The organism is Sphingomonas paeninsulae, from assembly GCF_003660165.1.
In the GTDB taxonomy this organism is placed as follows: domain Bacteria; phylum Pseudomonadota; class Alphaproteobacteria; order Sphingomonadales; family Sphingomonadaceae; genus Sphingomonas_O; species Sphingomonas_O paeninsulae.
Window position 1 is genome coordinate 1,858,185 of the sequence record NZ_CP032829.1, and the last position, 25,789, is coordinate 1,883,973.

At 58.5% G+C, this 25,789-nt stretch carries 24 protein-coding genes; 5 read left to right on the plus strand and 19 right to left on the minus strand.

What is annotated here, in order from left to right:
* Positions 1 to 41 precede the first annotated feature (41 nt).
* Entirely contained in the window at positions 42 to 332 is a 291-nt protein-coding gene (locus D3Y57_RS14560; protein ID WP_121156001.1) for a hypothetical protein, read from the plus strand.
* 66 nt (positions 333 to 398) lie between these two features.
* Here the strand turns inward: D3Y57_RS14560 and D3Y57_RS14565 are convergent, their stop codons facing one another.
* The 12 genes from D3Y57_RS14565 to D3Y57_RS14620 all read right to left on the minus strand — a co-directional run bounded on the left by D3Y57_RS14565 (position 399) and on the right by D3Y57_RS14620 (position 13,238).
* Positions 399 to 1,451 carry a histidine kinase dimerization/phosphoacceptor domain -containing protein gene (locus D3Y57_RS14565; RefSeq protein ID WP_121153719.1) on the minus strand — a complete coding sequence of 351 codons (1,053 nt, stop codon included), beginning with the start codon at positions 1,449 to 1,451 and terminating at the stop codon, positions 399 to 401.
* Positions 1,452 to 1,614: 163 nt separating this feature from the next.
* Positions 1,615 to 4,038 carry a polyribonucleotide nucleotidyltransferase gene (gene pnp, locus D3Y57_RS14570; protein WP_121153721.1) on the minus strand — a complete coding sequence of 808 codons (2,424 nt, stop codon included), beginning with the start codon at positions 4,036 to 4,038 and terminating at the stop codon, positions 1,615 to 1,617.
* 136 nt (positions 4,039 to 4,174) lie between these two features.
* Positions 4,175 to 4,444, minus strand: a complete 270-nt coding sequence (gene rpsO, locus D3Y57_RS14575; protein WP_121153723.1) for a 30S ribosomal protein S15 — start codon at positions 4,442 to 4,444, stop codon at positions 4,175 to 4,177.
* Positions 4,441 to 5,361: a tRNA pseudouridine(55) synthase TruB gene (truB, locus tag D3Y57_RS14580; protein WP_121153725.1), complete on the minus strand. Its 921-nt coding sequence runs from the start codon at positions 5,359 to 5,361 to the stop codon at positions 4,441 to 4,443. Before truB ends, rpsO begins: the two co-directional genes overlap by 4 nt.
* Positions 5,334 to 5,885 (minus strand): GNAT family N-acetyltransferase, encoded by a 552-nt coding sequence (locus D3Y57_RS14585; RefSeq protein ID WP_239025865.1) that lies wholly within the window; start codon positions 5,883 to 5,885, stop codon positions 5,334 to 5,336. Before D3Y57_RS14585 ends, truB begins: the two co-directional genes overlap by 28 nt.
* On the minus strand, positions 5,882 to 6,457 hold the full coding sequence (locus D3Y57_RS14590; protein ID WP_121153729.1) for a thymidine kinase: 576 nt from the start codon (positions 6,455 to 6,457) through the stop codon (positions 5,882 to 5,884). The genes D3Y57_RS14585 and D3Y57_RS14590 overlap by 4 nt, the downstream gene beginning before the upstream one ends.
* Before the next feature lie 9 nt (positions 6,458 to 6,466).
* Positions 6,467 to 6,874 (minus strand): 30S ribosome-binding factor RbfA, encoded by a 408-nt coding sequence (gene rbfA, locus D3Y57_RS14595; RefSeq protein WP_121153731.1) that lies wholly within the window; start codon positions 6,872 to 6,874, stop codon positions 6,467 to 6,469.
* 59 nt (positions 6,875 to 6,933) lie between these two features.
* Positions 6,934 to 9,738, minus strand: a complete 2,805-nt coding sequence (infB, locus tag D3Y57_RS14600; RefSeq protein WP_121153733.1) for a translation initiation factor IF-2 — start codon at positions 9,736 to 9,738, stop codon at positions 6,934 to 6,936.
* The gene (locus tag D3Y57_RS14605) at positions 9,738 to 10,412 is read right to left on the minus strand and encodes a DUF448 domain-containing protein (protein ID WP_239026080.1); all 675 of its coding nucleotides are present in this window, start codon (positions 10,410 to 10,412) and stop codon (positions 9,738 to 9,740) included. Before D3Y57_RS14605 ends, infB begins: the two co-directional genes overlap by 1 nt.
* Before the next feature lie 153 nt (positions 10,413 to 10,565).
* The gene (gene nusA, locus D3Y57_RS14610; RefSeq protein ID WP_121153737.1) at positions 10,566 to 12,173 is read right to left on the minus strand and encodes a transcription termination factor NusA; all 1,608 of its coding nucleotides are present in this window, start codon (positions 12,171 to 12,173) and stop codon (positions 10,566 to 10,568) included.
* A 6-nt stretch (positions 12,174 to 12,179) separates the two neighbouring features.
* The gene (rimP, locus tag D3Y57_RS14615) at positions 12,180 to 12,701 is read right to left on the minus strand and encodes a ribosome maturation protein RimP (protein WP_121153739.1); all 522 of its coding nucleotides are present in this window, start codon (positions 12,699 to 12,701) and stop codon (positions 12,180 to 12,182) included.
* 12 nt (positions 12,702 to 12,713) lie between these two features.
* On the minus strand, positions 12,714 to 13,238 hold the full coding sequence (locus D3Y57_RS14620) for a hypothetical protein (RefSeq protein ID WP_162987141.1): 525 nt from the start codon (positions 13,236 to 13,238) through the stop codon (positions 12,714 to 12,716).
* Between the two features lie 334 nt (positions 13,239 to 13,572).
* On the opposite strand from D3Y57_RS14620, the gene D3Y57_RS14625 reads away from it, so the two are divergent.
* Entirely contained in the window at positions 13,573 to 14,943 is a 1,371-nt protein-coding gene (locus D3Y57_RS14625; RefSeq protein WP_162987142.1) for a glycosyltransferase family 39 protein, read from the plus strand.
* Between the two features lie 38 nt (positions 14,944 to 14,981).
* On the opposite strand, the gene trmB is transcribed toward D3Y57_RS14625, so the two are convergent.
* Positions 14,982 to 15,659 (minus strand): tRNA (guanine(46)-N(7))-methyltransferase TrmB, encoded by a 678-nt coding sequence (gene trmB / locus D3Y57_RS14630; protein ID WP_121153745.1) that lies wholly within the window; start codon positions 15,657 to 15,659, stop codon positions 14,982 to 14,984.
* 99 nt (positions 15,660 to 15,758) lie between these two features.
* Here trmB and D3Y57_RS14635 point away from each other — a divergent pair, with 99 nt between their 5' ends.
* Positions 15,759 to 17,846: a catalase gene (locus tag D3Y57_RS14635; RefSeq protein WP_121153747.1), complete on the plus strand. Its 2,088-nt coding sequence runs from the start codon at positions 15,759 to 15,761 to the stop codon at positions 17,844 to 17,846.
* 59 nt (positions 17,847 to 17,905) lie between these two features.
* On the opposite strand, the gene metK is transcribed toward D3Y57_RS14635, so the two are convergent.
* Positions 17,906 to 19,126 carry a methionine adenosyltransferase gene (metK, locus tag D3Y57_RS14640; RefSeq protein ID WP_121153749.1) on the minus strand — a complete coding sequence of 407 codons (1,221 nt, stop codon included), beginning with the start codon at positions 19,124 to 19,126 and terminating at the stop codon, positions 17,906 to 17,908.
* 43 nt (positions 19,127 to 19,169) lie between these two features.
* Entirely contained in the window at positions 19,170 to 20,654 is a 1,485-nt protein-coding gene (gene lnt / locus D3Y57_RS14645; RefSeq protein WP_277873312.1) for an apolipoprotein N-acyltransferase, read from the minus strand.
* Positions 20,655 to 20,720: 66 nt separating this feature from the next.
* Here lnt and D3Y57_RS14650 point away from each other — a divergent pair, with 66 nt between their 5' ends.
* Positions 20,721 to 21,320: a hypothetical protein gene (locus D3Y57_RS14650; protein ID WP_121153751.1), complete on the plus strand. Its 600-nt coding sequence runs from the start codon at positions 20,721 to 20,723 to the stop codon at positions 21,318 to 21,320.
* A gap of 13 nt (positions 21,321 to 21,333) precedes the next feature.
* Here D3Y57_RS14650 and D3Y57_RS14655 read toward each other — a convergent pair whose 3' ends face one another.
* From D3Y57_RS14655 to D3Y57_RS14670, 4 genes are all read right to left on the minus strand, one after another.
* A complete protein-coding gene (locus tag D3Y57_RS14655) occupies positions 21,334 to 22,377 on the minus strand; it encodes a glycosyltransferase family 1 protein (protein WP_121153753.1) in 1,044 nt (347 codons plus the stop codon).
* A gap of 73 nt (positions 22,378 to 22,450) precedes the next feature.
* Entirely contained in the window at positions 22,451 to 22,768 is a 318-nt protein-coding gene (locus tag D3Y57_RS14660) for a hypothetical protein (protein ID WP_121153755.1), read from the minus strand.
* Positions 22,765 to 23,388: a rhamnan synthesis F family protein gene (locus D3Y57_RS14665; RefSeq protein WP_121153757.1), complete on the minus strand. Its 624-nt coding sequence runs from the start codon at positions 23,386 to 23,388 to the stop codon at positions 22,765 to 22,767. Before D3Y57_RS14665 ends, D3Y57_RS14660 begins: the two co-directional genes overlap by 4 nt.
* 17 nt (positions 23,389 to 23,405) lie before the next feature.
* Positions 23,406 to 24,254: a hypothetical protein gene (locus D3Y57_RS14670; protein WP_121153759.1), complete on the minus strand. Its 849-nt coding sequence runs from the start codon at positions 24,252 to 24,254 to the stop codon at positions 23,406 to 23,408.
* Positions 24,255 to 24,320: 66 nt separating this feature from the next.
* On the opposite strand from D3Y57_RS14670, the gene D3Y57_RS14675 reads away from it, so the two are divergent.
* Positions 24,321 to 25,418: a glycosyltransferase family 2 protein gene (locus D3Y57_RS14675; RefSeq protein ID WP_205590067.1), complete on the plus strand. Its 1,098-nt coding sequence runs from the start codon at positions 24,321 to 24,323 to the stop codon at positions 25,416 to 25,418.
* Positions 25,419 to 25,789: the final 371 nt, after the last annotated feature.

The window sequence follows — 25,789 nt, forward strand, 5'->3', positions numbered from 1 at the left end:
AGCTTGCGCGGGACGTGGGCCTAAACAGGAGGATTTTTTTGATGAAGAACCGTATTTTGACGAGCGTTGCTATTGCCGGTCTGATTGCTCTGGGTGCCTGCAACAAGCAGACTCCAGCTGCTGAAAATGTTGCTGACAACTATGAGAATGTTGCCGACAACATTGAAGATGTTGCGGACAATGCAGCGACCGACAATGCGCAGGATGCTCTTGAGAACAAGGCTGATGCCGTTCGCGCCGTTGGCGAGAACAAGGCTGATGCTATCGACGCAACCGCCGCTCAGGGTGGAACCATTGCCGAACAGAATGCTGCTGCTGCCAAGGCCAAGTAAGGTCTGAAAGCTCGGTAAGAGTTAGAGGGCTGCGGGGTCGCTTCAATAGCGATCCTGCGGCCTTTTCTATGTTGCCGGGTTCTGGGTCGATAGCGCCAGCACGGCGCATGTTTCAGCGCCGCTGCTGAGCGAGAATTGCCCGTTCATCTGACGCGCAAGTGTCGTCGCGATCCGCAAACCAAGACTGTCGGTTTTGCTGAGATCGAATCCCGCGGGCAATCCACGTCCGTTGTCCGTTACACTGACTTTCAGATTTGCTTTGGTCTGTGTAATTCGCACATCGATACGCCCACCGCGACCTTCGGCAAACCCATGTTCGATTGCGTTTGCAACAGCTTCTGCAACGATCAATGCCGCCGGAATAGCGGAATCGGGTTCGATTGTCGGCACGCCCTCCGTGGTCACGGCGATGGTCACATTCTCGCGTCCGCTGGCATCGAGCACATCGTTGCATAGCTGCGACAAAAGCCGATCCAGCCCCAGCGCCGCGCCATTGGGGTCATAAAGCGAGCGGCTGATCCGTCCGATCGTACCAAGCCTGCGCGTTGCCTGATCGAGAGCGGCTGCGGCTTCCGGGTCGCCAATCCGGCGTCGCTGAAGCGACAATAGTCCGGCCGCGACCTGGAGGTTGTTCGATACGCGGTGTTGCAGTTCATTGAACATGACCCCGCGACTGGCCGCAAGCGCTTCGCAGCGCGCCCGTTCGCGTACCAACGCACCATGAGCCCTTTGCATCAGGTAAATGACGCAGAGTTCGGTTACCACGACGAACGCATAAAGCATCATCGCCGCGACTCCGCCCGTTGTCAGATCATACTGGCTCGTGGGCGCGATGAAGAACCACCACGCAGCAATTCCGCAAAGGACACCGGCAACGGCTCCATTCCGCACGCCGAACAGAAAGCCGGAAAGGATCACCGCAGGGAAAAAGGTCACGAATGGAAAGCCAGGGGGGATGACTCCACCGACGATAAACCGCACGCCCAGACTTATTGCGAAGAGCACCAAAGTGCCTGTCGTTTGAGCAATTGGCGATTTGCGCCAAAGCGGAAGACCCGCGATCAGTTTTTCACCCTTGCCCATTACTTTGCCCAGCCGTTGCGCACTGGGAATGTCCATTCGCGCTGCGCCAGACCGTTATAATGTCGCGACGAAGCGTTGCCGAATTGGATAATTTTTAACAGGATGCTGGGCGCAAACTATTGTTTTTACAAAAAGAAAGGGGCCGCATTGCTGCGACCCCTCTCAATTTCGACAAACCGGATAAACGGTAGATCGACGATTAATCCTCGCGGGTCAGAAACGCAGGAGCGAACTCTGGTGCGGGACCGTTATCATCGTCCTGCTTGGCACGACCGCCACCGTAACCGCCTTCGCCACGGGGAGCGCGATCGCCACCCTCGGCGCGGGGAGCGCGGTCGCCCTCTGCACGGGGAGCACGATCGCCGCCATCCGAACGGGGGCCGCCTTCGCGACGTGGACCACGATCACCGCCACCGCCATCACGACGGGGGCCACGGCCACCATCGCCATCGCGACGTGGGCCACGATCCGAACGCTCTGGACGATCGCCGCGTGGACGCTCCTCGCGGGGCGGACGGGTATCTTCCAATTCGGCGCCGGTTTCCTGATCGACAACCCGCATCGACAGGCGAACCTTGCCGCGTGGATCGATTTCGAGAACCTTGACCTTTACGGCCTGACCTTCGCTCAGAACGTCTGTGACCTTCTCGGTGCGTTCGTTACGGATTTCCGAAACGTGGACGAGGCCGTCCTTGCCACCCATGAAGTTCACGAACGCGCCGAAATCGACCATGTTTACGACCTTACCGTCATAAACCTTGCCGACTTCCGCTTCCTGCGTGATGCCCAGAATCCACTGACGAGCAGCTTCGATCTGCGCCACGTCGGACGAGCTGATCTTGATCAAACCCTCGTCGTCGATGTCGACCTTGGCACCGGTCGTTGCGACGATTTCGCGAATGACCTTGCCGCCCGTGCCGATGACTTCGCGGATTTTCGCCTTGTCGATCTGCAACGTTTCGATGCGTGGCGCATGAGCCGAAAGCTCGGTGCGCGTGCTGTCGAGTGCCTTAGCCATTTCACCAAGGATGTGCGTGCGACCTTCGGCCGCCTGCTTCAGTGCCTGACGCATGATCTCTTCGGTGATGCCGGCGATCTTGATGTCCATCTGCATCGTGGTGATGCCCTCGGACGTGCCTGCAACCTTGAAATCCATGTCGCCGAGATGATCTTCGTCGCCGAGGATATCGCTGATGACAGCAAAGTCCTTGCCTTCGAGGATCAGGCCCATTGCGATGCCCGAAACCGGGCGCTTCAATGGCACACCGGCATCCATCATCGACAGCGAACCGCCGCAGACTGTTGCCATCGACGACGAACCGTTGCTCTCCGTGATGTCGGACAGAACGCGGATCGTGTACGGAAACTCGTCCTTCGACGGCAGCACTGGGTGCAGCGCGCGCCATGCGAGCTTACCGTGGCCGATTTCGCGACGACCGGGGGCGCCGAAACGACCGACTTCACCAACCGAATAGGGAGGGAAGTTATAGTGCAGCATGAAGTTCGAATAGCTCAGGCCACCCAGACCGTCGATCATCTGCTCGGCGTCCTTGGTGCCGAGAGTGGTCGTGCAGATCGACTGGGTTTCGCCACGCGTGAACAGTGCCGAACCGTGCGTGCGGGGCAGGAAGCCCACGATCGCTTCGATCGGACGAATCTGCGTGGTCGTGCGACCGTCAATGCGCTGACCATCCTTCAGGATGGCGGTGCGGACGATTTCGGCTTCCAGCTTTTTGACGAGCTTGTTTGCGGCCATCTGATCCTGCGGCGTGGCATCGGAGAACGCTGCCTTCGCCTTGGCGCGGGCTTCGTTCAGCGCCGACGAACGTGCCGACTTGTCGGTCAGCTTGTAAGCGGCCGTGATGTCCTTGCCGATCAACTTCTTCAGCTTGGTCTTCGCAGCCGAAAGATCGGCCTGCGGTGCCATTGCCCAAGGCTCCTTGGCGGCTTGTTCAGCCAGATCGACGATTGCGCCGATGACCTTCTGGATGCCGCGATGCGCAAACATCACAGCTTCGAGCATGACTTCTTCCGAAAGCTCCTTGGCTTCCGACTCAACCATCATGACCGCATCGTGCGTACCGGCAACTACCAGATCCAGATCGCCAGCGGCAACCTGCTCGTCGGTTGGGTTCAGGATGTACTCACCCTCGACATAGCCGACGCGCGCAGCGGCGATCGGACCCATGAATGGCACACCCGACAGCGTCAGTGCAGCAGAAGCCGCAACCATCGCCAATACGTCCGGCTCGTTGACGCCGTCATAAGACATGACCTGACAGATCACGTTGATTTCGTTGTAGAAACCTTCTGGAAACAACGGGCGGATCGGACGGTCGATGAGGCGGGAAACAAGCGTTTCCTTCTCGGTCGCGCCGCGCTCACGCTTGAAGAAGCCGCCGGGAATACGACCCGCCGACGAGAATTTTTCCTGATAGTGAACGGTCAGCGGAAAGAAGTCCTGGCCTTCTTTCACCGAACGCGCAGCCGTAACCGCACAAAGCACAACCGTTTCACCGAGCGTCGCCATCACGGCGCCATCGGCCTGCCGCGCAACGCGACCGGTCTCGAGCTTGAGGGTCTGTCCGCCCCACTCGATTTCTACTGTTTTCATGTTGAACATTTATATTCCTTCTGACCCGACAGCCCAATGCTGCGGGGGCCTGTAATGGGGTCCATATCGACCCCCTTGTGTTCCGCCCGTGCCGAATGCGTCGGGCCGGAATAGCAGAACGGCCCCACGCGGGGGCCGTCCGTTGTTACTTGCGAAGACCAAGCTTCGTAATGAGTGCGGTATAGCGCCCGTTGTCGATCCGTTTCAGATAATCGAGCAGCGAACGGCGCTTGTTGACGAGCATGAGAAGACCGCGACGCGAATGGTTGTCCTTCTTGTGCGTCTTGAAATGCTCGGTCAGGTTGATGATGCGCGTCGTGATGATCGCAACCTGGACTTCGGGCGAACCCGTGTCACCTTCGTGCTGAGCATATTCTGCAATGACTTCGGTTTTGCGTTCGGCAGTGATCGTCAAATTTCTTCCTTCGCGACATCGGGTTGAATGTTGAAGCCACGCACGACCCGGATTTCCCCGGAAATGGCCTCGACCAGCGCGACCGGCGTAGTGCCGTCGTTCGCCAGGTAAGGACCGTCGATTGAGGGGATCCCGGTCAACACGCGCCCCTGTCGGAGTGCGGCCGCCTGAGCCGGTGTGACGGGTAGAGCCGGGATGTCGTCCAGCCCCGCCGTCAGTGGCAGGATCACGTCTTCAAGCATGCGGGCCGTAGCGATTTCGTCCAGATTGTCCAGCAAAATCGCGTTTTCGAGGGCGAATGGCCCAGCTTTCGTGCGACGGAGCATGGTGACATGGCCCACACTGTCCAATGCCAGCGCAATATCGCGGGCAAGGGAGCGGATATAGGTGCCTTTGGAGACATGGGCGGAGAGGGTGATTTCGGAGTCGCCGGAACCCAGAACGTCGAGCGAATAGATCGTAACCGCCCGCGTTTTCAGCACGACCTCTTCACCAGCCCGCGCCAGATCATAGGCCCGCTTCCCGTCGACTTTCAGCGCCGAATAGGCCGGCGGCATCTGTTCGATGGGCCCGGTAAACTGCCCCAACACAGCCTCGACCGCTGCCAAAGTCGGCCGCACGTCGCTGGTGGCGATCACCACACCCTCACCATCGAGCGTATCGGTTTGCGTCCCGAACCCGATCGTAAAATCGTAAACCTTGCTCGCGTCCAGCATCCGGCCTGCCAGCTTGGTCGCCTCTCCCAAAGCAATCGGCAGCACGCCGGTCGCCAGTGGATCCAGCGTTCCGCCATGCCCGACCTTCACCTTGCCATGGCCACCCTGCCGCAGCGCGCGCTTAACCCAGCTAACCGCGGTGGTGGACCCCAGCCCGAGCGGTTTATCGATAATCAGCCAGCCGTTGATGATGCCGTCCATTCATGTGCAAGCAGGCTGTAAATCGCGGTGTCGCGGACATAGCCAGTCCAGGTTTTTCGGTTCTGACGCAATGTACCCTCGTGCCTCGCACCCAGTTTCATCACCGCCGCCATCGACCGTTCGTTCCTCGTGTCGACCCGAAACTCGATCCGTTTAAAACCAACTTCGATGGCATGGTCGATCATCAGCGTTTTCATCCGCCGGTTGAACCCCGATCCCCGCACGCGCGGCGCGATATAGGTCGCGCCGATCTCAAGCGCGTGGGATGGCTCGTCAATATAGATATAGCCGGTCATGCCGGCGACCCTGCCGCCGTCGAGTACGGCGAATAGCTGCCAGTTTGGGAAGCTACGCAATCGCGCGAGGCTTGGGTCGAAATGCTCACCGATCATCGAAAATGGATAGATGGGCCAGATATCCTGATCTTCGGCACAGGCCGCGCGTAATCCCTCGACATGGGCGTCGGCAAATTGTTCGAGCCGTAGATCGCCGTCGATTAGCGTCGTCGCTAAACCCGTCGTCACGCCATTGCTTCCATAAAATGCCGCCGACATAGCGCGACATAGCGGTCGTTGCCGCCGATCTCGGTCTGATTGCCCTGGGCAACCGCAAACCCGGCGTTATCGATCCGCAGGTTCATCGTCGCCTTGCGCCCGCAATGACAGATCGCTTTCAACTCGACGAGATTGTCGGCGAGGCCGAGCAACGCCGCCGATCCCTCGAATAATTCCCCGCGGAAATCAGTCCGTAAGCCATAGGCCAGCACCGGAATCTTCGACACGTCACAGATGCTCGCCAATTGCAGAACTTGCGTCCGCGTCAAAAACTGGGCTTCATCGACCAGCACGCAAGACAGCGGACGTTTATGCGCTTCGGCTTCAACCAAGGCCTTCAAATCGCTGGCCGCATCGAACGGTGTTGCTTCGGCCTCAAGCCCAATCCGTGAAGTAATCCGCCCCGGTTGCGCCCGGTCGTCGATCGCGGCTGTAAACAGCATCGTCGCCATGCCACGCTCGGCATAATTGAACGCCGCCTGCAACAAATTGGTCGATTTACCCGCATTCATCGCGGCGTAGTAGAAATACAGCTTGGCCATCGGATGCCCTTACGTAGTGCTAGGCTCATCATCCCTGCCCAGATCCTGCGCAACTTTCGGCGCACGAAGCAGCGTGTCGATGTGGCTGCCCTCATCGAAACTCTCATCTGCCAGGAACTTCAGCTTGGCTGCGTATTTGCTGTTTACAGCCTGAGCCACCGCCTTTTGCAGATAGGCAGTATTGGTCCGCAGCGCCTTGATGACGGCCTCTTCCTCACGGCCGAGCAACGGTTTTACGAACACCGTCGCATGACGCAGATCGGGTGACATCCGCACTTCGGTAACGCTGACCATATGCTTGTCGAGCGTCGCGTCATGCACATCCCCGCGCGCGAGAATCGCCGACAGCGCATGACGCACGGCTTCACCAACGCGGAGCAGGCGGACCAATTTATTTTCGGGAGTTGTGTTCTTCATAATTCTTCCTCCCTAACCCCCTCCGCCCCAATTTTCAGGGGAAACGGAGGGGAGATAGGTCAAAGCGTGCGAACGCGCTCTTCGACTTCGTAGGTTTCGAGGAAGTCGCCAGCCTTGATGTCGTTGGTCGCATCGAAGGTGACGCCGCATTCGAGACCCGCACGAACCTCTGCGACATCGTCCTTGAAGCGGCGCAGCGACGTGACGAAACCATTGTAGATGATGACGTCGGCACGCGTGATACGCGCCTTGAGCAGCTTGCGGATGACGCCTTCGGTGACGAGCAGACCCGCCGCCTTGCCATGCTTGCCCGCCGAGAAGACCTCGCGGATTTCGGCACGACCGACGACATGCTCGATCATTTCTGGTCCCAGCTCGCCGGCCATCGCACCACGAACCGCATCGGTCAGGTGATAGATGACATCGAAATACTGGAATTCGACACGGTCGCGCTTGGCCAAAGCCTGAGCCTTGGCGTTCGGACGGACGTTGAAGCCGATGACAGGCGCGCCAGAGGCCGCAGCCAACAACACGTCGCTCTCGGTGATCCCGCCAACGCCCGCGCTCAACACGCGAACCTTGATGAGGTCGGTCGAAATCCTGTTGACCGCATTGACGATCGCCTCGACCGAACCCTGCACATCGCCCTTGATGACGATCGGATATTCCATCGCCTTCACTGCACTCAGATCGGCAAACAGATTTTCCATGTCGACCGGCGCGGAAACCGTGCGCTTCTCGGTCGCGGTCTTGGTACGATACAGTGCGACTTCACGTGCACGCGCTTCGTTCTCGACCACCGACATCGGATCGCCAGCAGACGGCACACCCGACAGACCAAGGATTTCGACCGGCATCGAAGGCCCTGCAACCTTGATCTGCTGACCCTTGTCATTAATCATCGCACGAATCTTGCCGCTCTGGCTGCCGACGACGACGATGTCGCCGACCTTCATCGTGCCGCGACGGACGAGGATGGTGGCAAGTGGACCACGACCCTTGTCGAGCTTGGCTTCGATAACCGTACCTTCGGCGGCACGATCCGGGTTGGCGCGCAGTTCGAGTAATTCGGCCTGAAGCTGAATTTTCTCGATCAGTTCGTCCAGACCGGTCTTTGCCGTTGCCGAAACTTCGACATCCTGCACGTCACCCGATAATTCTTCGACGATGACTTCATACTGAAGCAACGCCTGACGAACCTTGTCCGGATTGGCCTCTGGTTTATCGACCTTCGTGATTGCAACGATCATCGGCACGCCAGCGGCGCGCGTATGGTTGATCGCCTCAATCGTCTGCGGCTTGATGCTGTCATCCGCAGCCACGACCAGCACCACAATATCGGTGACGTTCGCGCCGCGCTTACGCATTTCGGTGAAGGCTTCGTGACCCGGCGTGTCGAGGAAGGTGATGATATCGCCAGCCTTTGTCGCCACCTGATAGGCGCCGATGTGCTGGGTGATCCCACCCGCTTCGCCGCGCACGACATTTGTCCCACGCAGGGCATCGAGCAGCGAGGTCTTGCCGTGATCGACATGGCCCATGATCGTGACGACCGGCGCACGCGTAACCAGCGTGTCATCGGCATCGACGTCTGCTGACTGATCGATTTCGACATCGCTGTCCGAAACGCGTGTTACGTTGTGGCCGAAATCCGTGACCAGCAATTCGGCGGTGTCCTGATCGATGCTGTCGCCCATCGCGGACGGCACACCCATGTTGAACAGGGCTTTGATCAGGTCGCTGCCACGTTCGGCCATACGGTTGGCGAGTTCACCGACCGTGATCTTTTCAGGAACGACGACGTCGCGGATCTGCTTGATCTGCGGCTGACCGCTGCCATGCGCACGGCGTTCCTTTTCACGGGCACGCTTCAGCGCTGCCAGCGAACGGGCACGAGCACCTTCGCCATCCGAATCAAGAGCGCGCGTGACGGTCAACTTGCCCGACTGGCGACGATCGTCACCCTGACGCGGACGCGTTGCAGGCCGTGCAGGTTCGGGACGACGAATGCCACCGGGAGCCGCTGCGGGCTTGGTGAAACGCTTTTCTTCGTCACGGTCCTGTGCGCGCTGAACTTCGGGTTCGGCAACGGGGGCGGGCGGAGCGTTAGCGGCTTCCCGAGCGGCGAGTTCAGCGGCAAGGCGCGCAGCTTCTTCGGCCTTGCGATTTTCTTCGGCGCGACGCTTCTGATCTTCGGCCGATTCGACCTTGAGGCGATCTTCACGACGGCGAGCGTCTTCAAGCGCCGTCATGCGCGCTTCTTCGGCTTCACGCAGTAGCTTGGTTTGCAATTCCTGCCGCGTCATCAGACTGGCCTGTGGAATTGTTCGGCCCGTAGCAGGGGCTGCGCGGCTCGGGGCAGCAGCGCGAGCTGCTGGCGCGGGGACGGGTGCAGGTGCTGGCGGAGCTACTGGAGCAGCCACCGCAACAGGTGCGGGAACCGGAGCAGCAACAGGCGCAGGCGCAGGCGCAGCGGGCGCAGCAACGGGTGCTTCGGCTACCGGAGCTGGAACTACAACAGGTGCCTCAACAACGGGTGCCTCAACAATCGGGGCAACCGCAACTGGTTCGACCACCGGAGGCGGAACAACCGGGGCGGGAACCGCAACCGGGGCCGGTACGGGCGCAGGCACAGGCGCGGGAGCCGCAACCACCACAGGTGCAACAATGACCTCGGGCTCGGGAGCCACCTCGACCACAGGCGCAGGATCGCCCGGACGCGAAAGGATGCGCTTCTTCTTGATCTCGACGACCACGGTGTTCTGGCGACCGTGGCTGAAGCTCTGTTTGACCTGGCCGGTTTCGGTGCGCTTGATGCCCAGGGGCGGACGCGTTCCCAGCTTCGGTTTCTCGCTATCGCTCATTAAACTGACCCGAACCCTTCGTTTGAACTGCTAAAAGCGCCGCGCGGCCCTGAACCCTGCGAAGGTGTTTCGCAAGGCCAGCCCGTGGGCGCAAATCCTATAAAACCGTGCCACCGGTCGATCGCCGCTGCCACGCGCGTTGCGGCGCGCGCGTCGATCACACCGATATGTACCACATTTTCGCGGCCCAGTGCTACCGACAAGATAGGGCGGGGGACGCTCAAAACCAAGCCTTGTCGCCCGGAACCTTCTTCTTCGAGGCCGACTCGCCACGCTTGGTCAAGTTTGCGGTTGCCGTCGGTCGCCGCATCGGCGGCATGGAACAGCAAATGAAGCTGCCCCTTGCGCCCTGCTTCGTCGATTCGCTCCGAACCCGTCGTGATCGTCGATGCTCGTGCCTCCAGCCCCAGCCGGTCGAGTGCATTACGTTGCAATGCGTCCTCGATCATCTGTGGCAGGTCGTCGGGAATCTTTGCCTCACCCGTCTTGAATGCCCTCGCGAGTGCGCCTTTCAGCTTACCCTTGGCCATCGCGGCCTCAAGTGTCGGTCGGTCGACACCGATCCAAGCACCACGACCGGGAGCTTTTGCGCGTATATCCGGCAAAATCTGACCGTCCGGCCCAAGCGCCAGCCGAATGAGCGCGGTCCGTGGCGCATGTTCACCCGACAGGATGCACCGACGCTCCGGCTCGCTTTTGCTCTGTGCTTTGCGGGACGTGTCGGGGCGGGACGTGTCCGGACCACGATCAGCCCCGGACACAGTTTCGCCGCCCCCTCCACCGCGTCGGGGAGGGGATGAGCGATTTCAGCGTTGAGTTCTACCGTGTCATTGGGAAGGGACCGCATCAGCGTCTCCCTCACTAACAACTTCATCCTCGAACCAATGGGCGCGGGCCGCCATGATGATTTCGTTGCCCTGTTCTTCGGTCAGCGAATATTCGGCAAGGATGCCACCCTTCGGCTCGTCGGATTGCACGGCCTTGCGGCGTGGTTCGACACGACGCTTCTGGATCAGTTCGTCGGTCGCCAGATCGGCGAGATCGTCGAGCGTCTTGATTCCAGCTTTGCCGAGCGTGACCAGCATCGCTTCGGTCATGTGCGGCATTTCGGCCAGATCGTCCTCGACGCCCAGACCGCGACGTTCCTCGCGGCTGGCTTCTTCACGCCGCTCCAGAGCTTCGGTCGCGCGATTCTGCAACTCGCCGGCGAGTTCGGGGTCGAACCCTTCGATGTCGCTGATTTCGCTGACCTCGACGTAGGCAACTTCCTCAAGGCTGGTGAACCCTTCGGCAACCAGCAACTGAGCCAGCGTCTCGTCCACATCCAGCTCGTTCTGGAATAGTTCCGAACGCTCCAGAAATTCGCGCTGACGCTTTTCGCTGGCGTCAGCTTCGGTCAGAATATCGATCTGCGAACCGGTTAACTGGCTCGCAAGTCGCACATTCTGCCCCCGACGACCGATGGCGAGGCTCAACTGATCGTCAGGAACGACGACTTCGATGCGGCCCTCTTCTTCATCGATGATCACGCGGCTGACCGTGGCGGGCTGTAACGCATTGACAACAAAGGTCGCGGTGTCGGTCGACCACGGAATGATGTCGATCTTCTCGCCTTGCATTTCCTGCACAACCGCCTGCACTCGACTACCCTTCATGCCGACGCACGCGCCAACCGGGTCGATGCTGCTGTCACGGCTGATCACGCCGATCTTGGCACGGCTGCCGGGGTCGCGTGCCGCTGCCATGATGGTAATGATGCCATCATAGATTTCGGGGACTTCCTGTGCGAACAGCTTTTTCATGAAGTCGGGATGCGCGCGGCTCAGGAAAATCTGGGGGCCACGGGCTTCGCGAACGACCTTCAGGATCAGCGAACGGATGCGGTCACCGACACGAACAACTTCGCGGGGGATCTGCGCATCGCGGCGGATAACACCTTCGGCACGGCCAAGGTCGACAACGACGTGACCGAACTCGACCCGCTTGACGACGCCGGTGATGATCTCTCCGGCACGGTCTTTGAACTCTTCAAACTGACGCTCGCGCTCGGCATCGCGGACCTTTTGAAAGATCACCTGCTTCGATGCCTGTGCAGCAATGCGTCCGAATTCGATATTGGGCAGCGGATCGACGATGAAATCGCCCAGCGCCGAACCGGGCTGTAATTTCTGGCCTTCGGTCAGCGAAACCTGCTTGAAATAATCTTCGACCTGCTCGACCACTTCGACAACGCGCCACAAACGCAAATCGCCGCTGGTCGTGTCGATCTTTGCGCGGATGTCGTTCTCGGCACCGTAACGCGAGCGCGCCGCACGCTGGATAGCATCTTCCATCGCCTCGATCACGATTTCGCGATCGATCAGCTTTTCCTTGGCGACTGCATCGGCAATCGCGAGCAGTTCAGCCTTGTTGGCAGAAACGGCGGAACTAGCCATCAGTTCTTATCCTTCTTGTATGATCTTGTCGGCGCCGTCCGCGATCAGCGGAGCGGTTGCCTTGATGAGTTTGTCGGTCAGAACCAACTTAGCGGAAACGATCGCATCGAACGGGATCGTCATCGCACCATGTTTGGCTGTCACCAGTACGTTGTTGTCTGCAGCACCTTCGAGTCGCGCATCGAACATCTTGCGACCTTCGATCGGCTCGATCAGCCGAATCCGCGCCTCATGCCCATTCCAGTCATCGTAATCGGCCAGCCGCGTTAGCGGACGGTCGATGCCGGGCGATGAAACCTCCAGCCGATAAGCCTCTTCAATCGGGTCGACTTCATCGAACAAATCCGAAATCCGCCGCGACAGTTCTGCGCAATCCTCTAGCGTTAGCTGCCGTGTTTCGGGCCGCTCCGCCATAATCTGCAATGTAGGATCCGACTTGCCGCCGTTCATCTGCACGCGCACCAACCGCAACCCAAGCGTCGTTGCTTCGGGTTCGATCAATGCAGTCAGTGCAGCGATATCGGCCAAGTAATTCTCCGGTTAAACCATGCGTCTAGACCGTCCGGAGCCAGCAGCTTCGAACCCGAACAGCGTTACCGATGTAAGGAAGACGTGTTCCATATATGCGAAAGGGGCGAAGCGGGCAAGAGCGGTTTCGAAAACGATCGCAATCAGGTGCCCGAAGGTCAGGTTAGTGACGACAGGTATGATCCATAGTTGCCCGTCCGCGCGTTCTGGCGCACAATTTATTATCGAACACTGGAGGTTGCGGCAGATCATGCATAGTAACGCAGCGGTTAAAGCCATCATTATTTGGAGCTTTCTCGCCACCGCTCCGCTGAGTGCGGAGCTTGTGGTTAGCCCGCCGCCGACACCGCCGCCCGCGCGGAATATTGCGCCGGTTAATCCATATGCTCCCTTTTTACCGCTGCGATCAAAAGTTAGGGTGAGGTGCGAACAGGACAGGCTGCTCACCGACACCAGCCCTTGTGGCAAGGAAACCGAAGAGCCTGTGTTGCTTACGCCGAAGAAAAAGATCCGATGCGAACAGGATCGATTGCTCACCGATACGACGCCTTGCGATAGATAAATAAGCGAGGTCAAATAATTTTCGAGCTATCGCGGCGACCATCCCGAGCTGTGCTAGAGCCTCCGACGTGCAGGCGGCGCACGGGGAATTAGCATGAACGCACTGACGACGCATGTTGGCCGGATATCTCCGATACAAACAACTGACGCTGCCAAATCGAGATGGGCAAGCTTGCCGTTCGGATTACTTGCAGTTTTAATTTTTGCGGCCATCGTCAGAATATCATCTGCGCGTTACTCGCTATGGTCCGACGAACTGGCCTCTGTTTTTTTCGCAGGACAGCCGCTTAGCAATTTGTGGAGCGGATGGATGATCCGCGAAACCAACCCGCCGCTTTATTATTCCATGTTGCAGGGCTGGATCGGGATCGTTGGCCTCGGTGCTTTCAAACTTCGCCTGTTTTCGGTTGTCGCAGGCTTGCTGGCGATCGCTGTGACTTACGTCGGTATCGGGCAAAACTATAGTCGGCGGGCGGGACTGATCGCCGCACTAATGTTAGCGCTGTCGGCGCAGCAGCTGAACTTTTCGCTGATGGTCCGGGGCTACACCTTTCTCTACTTGGCGATCTCGATATCGTTTTTCGGTCTGCTCAATATCGCACGGTCGCAGGACGACCCCGACCGTAAGCTGTGGCTGTCATGGGCTGCCTATGTCGGTGGCGCGATTGCCGGTGTTTATCTGCATACGACGGCGTGTATCTGGCCGATTGCCGCGACTGCGTCGCTGATGCTGGTGGATCGCCGTTTTCGACCTGTTGTGGGTAGCCGCTGGTTCCATTTGATCTTAGCCGATATGCTGATCGTCACGGGGGCTTCGTGGTGGCTTTACATCACCTATCTTCAGTTGCGATCGCCCAACGGCAATATCAGCTGGATCGAGCCGACGGGCTTGCGTCAGATAGCCTCCTCGTTTTTCTCAACCGTTCTTTTGTCCCGAAGCACAACGGGCTGGGCCAAGATTATTCCGCTCACGGTTGCTGGCTTTGCTTTACTTTGCGTCATTCGAACCTCGAACCAAGTGACGACACGATTAACGCTGATGTGTCCGATTATCGCGGTTCTGCTGTTCACACTATCGAGCCTCAAGCAGCCGGTGATTATGGACAGAACCATCTTATGGGTTTCGATCTTCCCGCTCACGCTCGCGGCCGCGGGTCTCGACACCATTCGGAACACGCGAGTTTTTGTGATTGCCGCAGTAGCAGTAATGCTGCTTTTGGGACTGAACCTTGTCAAAAATACTCATAATCTTCAAATAGAGGATTGGGCGAATGTCGTGCGCACAGTGTCCCGGGATCCGCGCGCGGTTCTGGTGCTGGACGGTGAAAGCATGAGTGTCAGCGCGCATATGGCGTGCGCCGTCGAGCTGGGCGTCAACCGCTGTCCGTTCTCCCTGATCACGATCCAGCGCGGCGACGATCCCTTCGATCCCTGGGCCTGGGGCTATGCCGCTAAGGCTGGTGTTTCGCGGGGCGGTCGCCTTGCTTTGCCCGCAAATGCCAACATCTATCTGTTCCGGCGAAAGTCGCATGATGTGTTGGCAACGCTGCACCGCATCGACCTGCTGAAATCGGTTGCGACAACGCGGCCAAGTTTCCTTGGCCCTTACCCGGCACCTTTAGTCGACAGTCTCATTGCACGCGCGTCTGTCGAGAATGGCTTGCTGCGTATCGAGCCGTGAGCCATTCTTCTGCCCCTGACGTCCATCTGCGATGAATGTCAGGTTCGCAGATACCGAAAATACCAGACCTCATGTCCGAGCCGACGGGCCTTGCGTTCATATCGCGTTTCGACCCAGTCGTCCGGGCGGGTCAGAAAGTCCTGGGCCGTCCTGACCTGCCACGCGAAATCGTTGCGGCCGCTCATGATCATCATAGCATGCGCCACATAGATGGGGTGGTCGGTCCCAAACCTGAACTCGCCGCCGGGCTTCAGCTTGGCGGCGATCATGTCCATCGGGCCGGTGTTCATGAACCGGCGCTTTGCGTGGCGGGCCTTTGGCCAAGGGTCGGGATGCAGCAGATAGACTCGTTCCAGCGACGCATCGGGCAGGCGGTTTAGCACGTCGAGCGCATCGCCCATGTGAAGCCGAACATTGGTAAGCTCGCGCTCCGCGATATGCTGCAACGCGCCGACCATTCCGTTCAGGAACGGTTCGCATCCGAGGAAGCCACGGTCTGGCCGCATCTCCGCTTGGCCCGCAAGATGTTCGCCCGCGCCGAAGCCAATCTCCAGTTCCATTGGCCGCTCGTCGCCGAACAAAACGGTTGAATTCAGCGGTCCGTCGGGCACCGACAGTTGCGGCAATAATTCTTCGACAAGCGCCGACTGCCCGCCACGAAGCTTATGCCCCATGCGTCGTCCGTAAAGCCTGCCTATGGTGAGTGGGTCTGACATCGCAGCGCCTGTAGCCGCTCGCCGAAAACAAATCGACCCACCATGGCAACCTTGCTCCCGCCGCCTCGTTCATCACGTAACGAGCAAGAGGATATTAGCATGGCGAGGAAGAACGACACCCCCACGGTTCAAGTCACGGCCAGCCCTGGCAGCGGTGGCGAAACGCACCAGCAGGCCGATGGGCGTCCCCATATAACCACCAACCACGGCGTCCGCATCTCCGATAACCAGAACTCGTTAAAGGCAGGCGATCGCGGCCCGACGCTGCTCGAAGATTTCGTCCTGCGCGAGAAAATCTTTCACTTCGACCATGAGCGCATCCCCGAACGGATTGTTCACGCGCGTGGATCCGGCGCGCACGGCTTCTTCGAATGTACGGTCGCCATTCCCGAACTGACCAAGGCCAGCCTGTTTCAGAAAAAAGGCGAGCGCGTTCCCTTGTTCACCCGCTTTTCTACCGTCGCTGGCGGTGCCGGTTCGGTTGATACCCCCCGCGACGTCCGCGGTTTCGCCGTCAAATTCTACACTCAAGAGGGCAATTGGGATCTCGTCGGTAATAACATTCCGGTGTTCTTCATTCAGGACGCGATCAAGTTTCCCGACCTTATCCATTCGGTCAAAATGGAGGCCGACAAGGGCTATCCGCAAGCGGGTTCCGCGCATGATACATTCTGGGATTTTGTGTCGTTGATGCCCGAATCCACCCATATGGTCATGTGGGCCATGTCGGACCGCGCCATTCCGCGTTCGCTCCGCATGATGGAGGGTTTCGGCGTCCACACCTTTCAAATGATCAACGCCAAGGGTGAAACTACCTTTGTGAAATTCCACTGGCGGCCCAAACTCGGGATGCAGTCGACCTGCTGGGATGAGGCCGTCAAGATCGCCGGTGCCGACCCCGACTTTCACCGTCGCGATCTATTCGAATCGATTGAAAGTGGCGATTTTCCCGAATGGGAACTGGGCCTGCAAGTTTTCGACGAGGAGTTCGCCGCCGCCCAGTCCTATGATGTGCTCGACGCGACTAAGCTCATTCCAGAGGAGGTTCTGCCGCTGCGCATCGTTGGTCGTATGGTCCTCGACCGCAATGTCGATAACTTCTTTGCTGAAACCGAACAGGTGGCTTTTCTGCCGACCAACGTGGTTCCCGGCATCGATTTCTCGAACGATCCGCTTCTTCAGGGGCGGTTGTTTTCGTACCTGGACACGCAAAAGTCGCGGCTGGGCACGACCAACTTTCATCAGATCCCCATCAACGCTCCCAAATGCCCGTTTGGCAATTTTCAGCGGGACGGCATGATGCAAATGATGGTGCCTAAAGGTCGTGCCAATTACGAACCGAACAGTCTTGGAGCGAACGGGGAAGATGGCGGTCCGCGTGAGTCTCCCAAGACGGGCTTCGCGACGATTACCACGAACGATGATCGCAATGACCCCACGCAGAAATTGCGTGTGCGGGGGGCCTTGTTTGCCGATCATTATAGTCAGGCGCGGCTGTTCTTTCGGTCGCAGGCTCCGATCGAACAGGCCCATCTGGCGTCGGCCATTGTGTTTGAACTATCCAAAGTCGCGCTGGAGCCCGTGCGGCTCAGGATGATCTCGAACCTCCGCAACGTGGACGAGGGTTTAGCGAAGCGCGTTGCCGATGGGTTGGCAATGGACCTCCCCGCAGCGTCTAAACCGGCAAAGGCTCCCATCGACATGGAAGTGTCGGACGCGCTGTCGATTGTGAAAAAGGGCGATCCAGCGATGCCGGGTCGCAAAGTCGCGATCCTGTTCGATGAGGGCTCTGACAAAGCTGAAATCGATGCCGTGGTGAAGTCAGTCGAAGCCGCAGGCGGCAGCGCGCTGCTCATCGCACCAAAGGTCGGCGGGATTTCGGTAAAGGGTGGAACATTGAAGGCTGACGGCCAACTCGCGGGGTCGCCTTCGGTATTGTTCGACGCGGTTGCGATCATCCTTACGAAAGCTGCTGCGGCAAAACTGTCGAAGGAAGGTGCCGCTGTTCAGTTTGTGATGGACGCTTATGGTCATGTTAAAACCATCGGCCATAATACGGGCGCACAGGCATTGATCGACAAGGCGGGTGTGGAACCCGACGAGGGCGTGGTGTCGCTCGCCGACTTCGCCAAGGTTGCGCCGAAGCGACATTGGGACCGGGAGTCGAAGGTTCGAACACTGGCTTAACGGACAACCGCTTCCCCGACAGGGTCGGGGAAGCGGAATTTCAAATCTCAATTGAACGCTTAAGCCAGAGCAGATTTCAGAGCATCGACCAGATCGGTCTTTTCCCAGCTGAAGAAATCGCCCTCAGCCTTACGCCCAAAATGGCCATAAGCCGCACTCGGCTGATAGATTGCCTTGTTCAGCCCCAGATGCGTGCGGATGCCCTTTGGCGTCAGGCGCACTAGATTTGGCAACGCGGCCTCCAGCTTCGCTTCATCGACCGTGCCGGTGCCGTGCAGGTCGACATAAACCGACAGCGGCTCAGCCACACCAATAGCATAGGACAACTGAATGGTGCAGCGCCGAGCCAACCCGGCAGCAACGATGTTCTTCGCCAGATAGCGCGTCACATAAGCGGCCGAACGATCGACCTTCGTCGGGTCCTTACCGCTGAATGCGCCGCCGCCATGTGGCGAAGCGCCGCCGTAAGTGTCCACGATGATCTTGCGCCCCGTCACGCCAGCATCGCCATCCGGCCCGCCGATCTCGAATCGCCCCGTCGGATTGACGTGGATCACCGTGTTGTCGGTGATGAAGCCCTTGGGCAGCACGTCATGGAAAACGCTGACGACATAGTCGCGCAGCTTGGCGTAGAGTGCGGGATCGCCCTCGTTATTGTGGAAATAATAGCCAGGCGCGTGCTGGGTGGAAACGACGAGTGCAGTCGCCTCGACCGGCACTTCGTTTTCATAGCGCAAAGTGACCTGACTCTTGGCATCAGGCTCCAGAAACGGAGCTGCGCCCGAGTGACGGTCGGCGGCCATTCGCTCCAGAATCTTGTGCGAATAATAGAGCGTCGCTGGCATCAGATCAGGCGTCTCGTCGGTCGCATAACCAAACATGATGCCCTGATCGCCAGCGCCTTCGTCCTTGTTGCCGCTTTCATCCACGCCCTGCGCGATGTGTGCGGACTGTGGGTGGAGGTGGTTGGCGAACTCCAGCGTGTCCCAGTGGAACCCGTCCTGTTCGTAACCGATTTTCTTCACCGTCGCGCGCACCGCAGCTTCGATTTCTGCCAACGCACCATCGGCCCATTTGCCTTCGGTATCGATCATGCCGTTACCGCGAACTTCACCTGCCAGAACAACGCGCTGCGTCGTCACCAGCGTTTCGCAGGCAACGCGCGCCTGTGGGTCTTTCGACAGGAACAGATCGACCACCGTGTCCGAAATCTGGTCGGCAACCTTGTCTGGATGACCTTCGGAAACGCTCTCGGACGTAAAGAGAAAACTGGAACGCATTGGGTGTCCTATGCAGATATAAAGGAAACTTTATGTCTGCTCTTTAGCGGCGTCGCCATCCAAGGGCAACGCCCGTCAGTCCCAAGAAAAATGCGAAGGCGATGGAGAGAATGTTTCCGTAACGCGCGAACGGTGTCGGGGAGATTACTGCCGGGATTGTTGTTTGGATAAAGCCAGCTTTGCCCTGCGGCAGAGCGGTCACGATCCGGCCCCTGGCATCAATGACGGCGGAAATCCCGGTAGGAGTCGCGCGAACGATCGGCATTCCCTCTTCGAGGGCGCGCAAGCGAGCCTGCGCCAAATGCTGTGGCGGACCCCATGCGCCGAACCATGCGTCGTTTGAGGGGTTGAACAGGAAGTCAGGTCGGTGCGCGCTGTCCACGACCTGACCTGAAAAAATGATCTCATAGCAAATCTGCACGCCGACATTGCCGAAAGCGGGCAGCGCATAAGTCAACGGACCGGGACCGGGCAGAAAGTCGAGATCGCCGGGAACGAGGCGCGAGAGGCCGATCGCAGACAATAACGGTCGCATTGGCAGGTATTCGCCGTAAGGAACGAGGTGCGATTTGTCGTAACGCGCGATCAGTTTAGCGTCGGGCGTCATCGCGAACAGTGAGTTACGTGCCGCCGACACATCGCCTTTGGCATCGTAAACCAGTGCATCGCCGCCGGTCATGATGACATCGTTTGGCCCCATCAGCTTGGCTATTCGTTCACGTGCCCAGCGTTCTTCTTCGAGAAAGTAAGGGACGGCAGCTTCAGGCCACAGGATCAGACGCGGGACAGGTCCGGGGGGACCGGTGAGTCGCGCAAGGGCGTCGAAATTGCGTTCGTCATAGGCGGGGTTTTGCTTGGTCGCTTGACCGATATTGGCCTGAACCACGCGGATTAAACGGGTGGTCGTCCCCGGATTGCCCATGGTGACGAGCCAGCCCAGCACGGGCAGGGCGATCACGACAGCGGCAGCCCAAGGCCGAACGCGGCGATCTTTAACCGCGACCATGACCAGTCCGGCTTCGAGCATCACCAGCCCGGAAAGCCCATAAGTTCCGATCCACCGCGCGAGTCCGGCCACTGGCGTCGTCACCCAGATCACCCCGATCGGGTTCCACGCAAAGCCGGTAAACATTGTTGCACGGAGATATTCGGTCAGAATCCACGCAAAGGCGAAAAATAATACGAACACGACCGGACGTTTTCTTCCGTGCCACGCAACCCCGGCCGCCATTGCCGGATAGATTGCGAGGTAGAAAGCCAGGGCTATTACCGCAAAATAACCGAGCCAGATCGGCATCGTTTCCTGAAACCGGAAAGCGCCCGCTATCCAGTTCAAACCAATGACGAAATTCCCGAAGCCGAACCAATAGCCACGCGCTATCGCGCCTTGCAAATTGGGTGCGTTACGGATCACTGCGATGATCACGCAGCAACCGATCAACGTCACCGGCCAGAGATTTAGTGGCGCGAATCCCATTGCCGTAATCAAACCGGCGGCGAGCGCGAGGAGCTTTGCATTGCGTATCACAGTATCAGCGCTATCGCCGCGAACTGTGACAGGTGCAACTCCCCGCGAGTTCGCTATCAGGCGGGAATGTTCATCCTGTTTGCTCTCAGCGTCGCAGCCATCACTCCTGCGCAGTCCACCGCCATTCGCTGCGTTGCGGGCCTCGCGATCGTTGCGAATCAACAGAAGCAGGGTGATGGGTGGACCGACTATCCCGACCTCAACGATGACGGTGCCGACTATGCCACTGTTGTGGGCGAGGATGTGGTGAAAACGACCGGAAGGACCAAGGAGCAGGTCCGTGATTTGATCCTTGCGGAAGTGGCGAATTTTCAGAAGCGGGCGAAGATCGACCGTGGAGAAATCGATAAATGTGCCGCCCTGATGCACGCCAGCGTTCCGTCGCTCCCACCGCCGACCATGCCGCGTTGCGCAGCGATCATGTTGCTTTCCTACGAGGCTGTGAAAACTCGCGATGGCATGACTAAGGATGCCAAGGATCTCGCGACCCTAGCCGCAGTATTGAGCTATCGCGCGAAAGAAGAAATGATTTCCGACGGAAAGAGCGAAGCCCAAGCCGATGCGGTAATCGGTGCGGAGCGTGCGAAGGCGGCCAAAACCGGCGGCGCTCCTGAAGCGGAATTACGCGTTTGTGCCGGGCTTGCTGCTCCTGCTGGTGCTCAATAGTCAGTGTCTGAAGTTACCCTTTGGCGATCGACGCATAGGCTTTCAGATAAACCAGCGCCGTAGATTCCGGGGAAAGGTTCGCCGTTACATAGGCTCGCGGTTTGTAGCTGGGTAGCTTTGACCAGAAGGCATCAAAAGCGTTCTCCAATTGATCGACCTTGAACGTCGCGCCGCAGGTTTCATCGAAATAGGGAACGCTGCTGACCTTCAGGTCGGGCGCCGCGAATGGTAATTGTCGCGGATCGACCAAGCGTTCCTCTTCCCACGCAAAAATTGGAATATTCATCGCCATTGCTTCTTCGCAGGCGAGACCCTGTGTTTCATGTTCGCACAGGAATGCCATCGACCGCGATCCTTCCAGCGCTGCGAAGAACATCTGCTGGGTATGTTTACCGTATTCCAGCACTCGATAGGTCTTGCCTTCGGCCTCGAGCTTTTCGATCAATCGCCCCCGAACGGCGGGCACCAGAACATCCTGATGCCAGCGAATTTTGTCGTAGATCAGGACATCGATCGATTTGGACGACCCGCTGGTATCGGCAAGTTGCGCAACATCGATGCCGACCGGGCAGCGAAGCATTTTGTCGCCACAAAAGGGCCGGTAATAGTCGACGAACCAGTCGGATGGCTGGATGACGAACTTAACCTTGTCCTGTGCGGCCCAGACTCCCGCAGTGTCGGGATAACCGGGGTCGCCCGGTCCGAAAATGACGGGATTGGGCAAATCCGCGCGATCGAGAACGTCGGGATAACCCGCCAGACCGATCGGATAGCCCGGTCGCGCGCGCGCGGCGCCAAAGTCGTTGATCCGAACGTCGCAACCAAGCTGACGCAATCCATCGCAAAGCGCGATGAATGCCGCATAAAAACCTGTGTTGACCTGTTTGCCCTTTAACCGCCGCCACACCGCCCGCGCTGCACAGCGCGCATCGTGGAACAGTCGTTCACCCAGCTTTGCCCGCGCCTTCAGTTCATAGCCATCGTAGAACATCAGCACGATCGGTCCGCGAGGTCCGGTGTCCAGTTTTTTCAATAAAGCGGCGGCTGGGCTGGACATCTGTTCCCCCTGAACGTCCCGTGCGGCTTAATTCCCAAGCTCTACTGTGGCAACGCGCGATCGCAGTCAGGAGTTATGGATTGAGCGATTCGTCGTTTGATGCCCATGGCTGCCGGTCCTGCAATTGCAACTCCGTAAGTTGGTGCTGCAAACGTATGGGGTCGAACCCGTACTGCTCCGCAGTCGTCAGCCAGCCTTTTAGCGACGCATTGTGGGGATTGGCGCGGAGCAACTGAATTTTGATGTAAGGGAAGCCGTCGGCCAGCAGTGCGCGCCACGCGTGCAGGGTCGGATTATTTGCTGGTTCCGTAGCTACTGGATGCACCGCCCCAACGCGCAGGCCAGCCTTCGCAAAGCGATCGCGCAAGTGCAGTTCGTAATTGTCGATCACATAGTCGCGGTCACCGGTGCGAACTCCTCCCAGAATTGTCGGAACAAGCGTGATTTTAACGCCCGCGGTTTGAAGAACAGAAGGAAGCTCAGAAAGTGATGTGTCACCTCCACACTTTCGACCAATCCGATCACATCGGCGTCCATTCGATCGACGCGCTCGAGCATTGCCGCAAAGCGATTGGACGGACCAACGACGCTGTCATTTGCAGTCACGAGCAGCGAATATCGGTGAACTGATCGCCCGAGCAGCCTGATTGAAGCGGACCATGCGCCGAAATCATACCCGCTGTTCACGCGCAGCAGCACAGCGTTTGCAAAATCCAAGTGTGCCGTATCGATAGGTGACATGAGCGAATCGACGATAATGACGGTCACGACCTTGAAGCCAGCATCGTGCCAGGCGCGCGCATGATCGACGCTATGGGGCATCAACCGTCCGCCGCGGGCCAGCAGGACAAAAATACAAACCCGTGACCCTGCGGCAATTCGTGGAGCGCGCACCCATTTGGCAGGGGCACGATGGGCTGGTGGGCCGCCCCGCCGGATGGAGCGGGCAAGATTGTATGGCGGAGTGCGCTTTATCCAGGCGATCGCGGCTCCTAAAGGGTCCGGCAACATTGGTTCTCCATTGGCGCTCAAACGCTGCGCCGCACGCCGTTAACGGGTATCCCAAGTGACATTGACCACTGTCGGACGCGCATTTTCCATCGTTCGACCGTGGCTCGCGTTCCGTCGTCGCGATGACGCTGTGCATAGAGGCGGCGTAGATTCGCTGGCGAATGGTCAGCGACGCCCGACCTGACCAGATCTGGTAACATCGCACCGAATGCGGCTTTCGCGGCGCTCGGCCAATAATGGTAAACCGCGTCGTCGGCTTCGGCGAGGCGGCAATCCCTAAAGGCATAGCCCATAGCAAATTGTTCGGCATGGTGGATTTTTTTGCTATAGGCGCCCGCTGGGTCGGCACCGGCCCAAATTTCGTCGCTGAGGGCCAGCGCGTCATCCATCAGTTCGATGTTGGTGCTATCGACCCCAACAACGCCGGTGTTCCACATGATCGTTGTGGGGTCGACCACAACCGCAACCCCCGACTTCAATCGGTATTCATGAGTTTCCAACTGGTGACGTAGGGCATTGTCGAAGGGCGTTCCGGTCGAGCGGAGATAGCCCTCTCTCATATGAAAGCAGGCGCGGTTCGGTCCGATCCGGCTGAAAAGCCTGTCGGGCGTGCGCGTCCAGTAGGTGTCCGAATCCAGAAACAAAATCTTGCCGCCAAACCGTTTAAGCGCGTCGGTAATTGCGCAGGTTTTCCGACGGTGGATATAGTCCGAATGGCCAAGCCAAGTATCGAGCTGCCGCTGTTCAAGCTCCACGATTTCGACCGGTAGCGCCGCAAATTCAGCAGGACGATCGCAGTAAACGACCAGACGAGCATCGAGCTTTCGCCCGGCGGTGATGTGGAGCAGCGACAGGATCGAATACAATGTTTGCTCGTACAGGGATTGGGGCCCGTAGCAAAAATACATTATCGTCCGGGAATTATCGGCCAAGTGCGGCCCGCTTTCGTCGATCACGTCGAACAGCCCATATTACCACCGCTCCAGAAGCGCCTGCCGAACGATGCCTTGCGCGCAACGACTTACCTGTATTACCGATTGGGTCTTATCGAAATATTGCCTTGCTACCAACCCTTCTGCGTCGCACCGTTTAAAATCTCGCAGGTAAATGCTGAGGAAGATCGATTGAACGAAGCGCGATCGACTGAACGGATGATAGACGTCGCGGTCTGCACTTTTCGTCGTGCGTCGATTGAGGAAACGCTACAATCCATTGCAAGTCAGCAACTGCCCGGGGATTGCAGGATCAGGGTAATCGTTGCCGATAACGATACAGCGCCAACCGCCAGAGCAACGGTCGAGGCTGCTGCTGCGCGCCTGTCGCTGAACTGCCTGTACGTGCATGCGCCCGCGCAAAACATCTCTATCGCCCGTAATGCATGCCTCGATCACGCGACCGCACCGTTCGTGGCCTTTATCGATGATGACGAGGTTGCAACGCCGCTTTGGCTGGGGGCGCTGTTGGCGAAACTGGACGAGACGGGGGCTGATGTCATTCTAGGGCCGGCGATTGCACAATATTGGGTCGATGTTCCGGCCTGGGTGCGGAGTGCCGACCTTCACTCCACGCGCCCAGTCATCAGGCAGGGCGGAGCGATCGTTACGGGATATACCTGTAACGTACTGATGCGTTTGGCGGCTTTCGAGGGGCGGCGGTTCGATCCGGCGCTGGGTCGAACCGGGGGAGAGGATGATGTCTTCTTTTCAAGCGCCGTGCGTGACGGGGTCAGGATTGCCTATGCGCCGGAAGCTGTCGTTTATGATCCTGTCCCGCAGGAAAGGGCAAATCTTCGCTGGCTTGCGCGTCGCTCATTTCGCAACGGGCAAACCTATGCACGAACGATGATCGAGGGTGGTGGCAATCGGGTTTTGTTGTTCGGTGCTACGCTGGCAAAAGTTGCTGCGTGTCTCGGCATAACGATCATTATGTTGCCGGCGGCGGCGCGCTGGCGAAGGGCGCTCATACGCGGCACGCTGCATGCCGGCGCCTGCGCGCGCTACTTGGGGTGGCGCGAAATTACGTTATACTAACCAGTTTTTGGCAACAAATGCGATTGCGATCCACAAGGCGCTGTTGAAAACTACCGCGGAAGACAATGCTTCGAACGATAGGGCAGGACCAAATGATGCGGAATCCAATGATGTATGCCATTCGCCATTGATCAAATCGGAATTTGCCAAATTGAAACCAGACGAGAACTGGCGACTGAATGCGTTGCTTTCCAAGCCAATCATCCTCACGACCGTTTTTTAGGGGCACCGATTAGGATGTCCCGTTTCGAGAATAGTCCGAACGTAAGAAATATGCAATATGTTGGTTAACAATTTTGTCACGCTTGGCGACGAGAGGGGTGGTTCAGCGGCCGGATCACGCATTTTTGTCGCTTCGCCTTCCGAGTCGC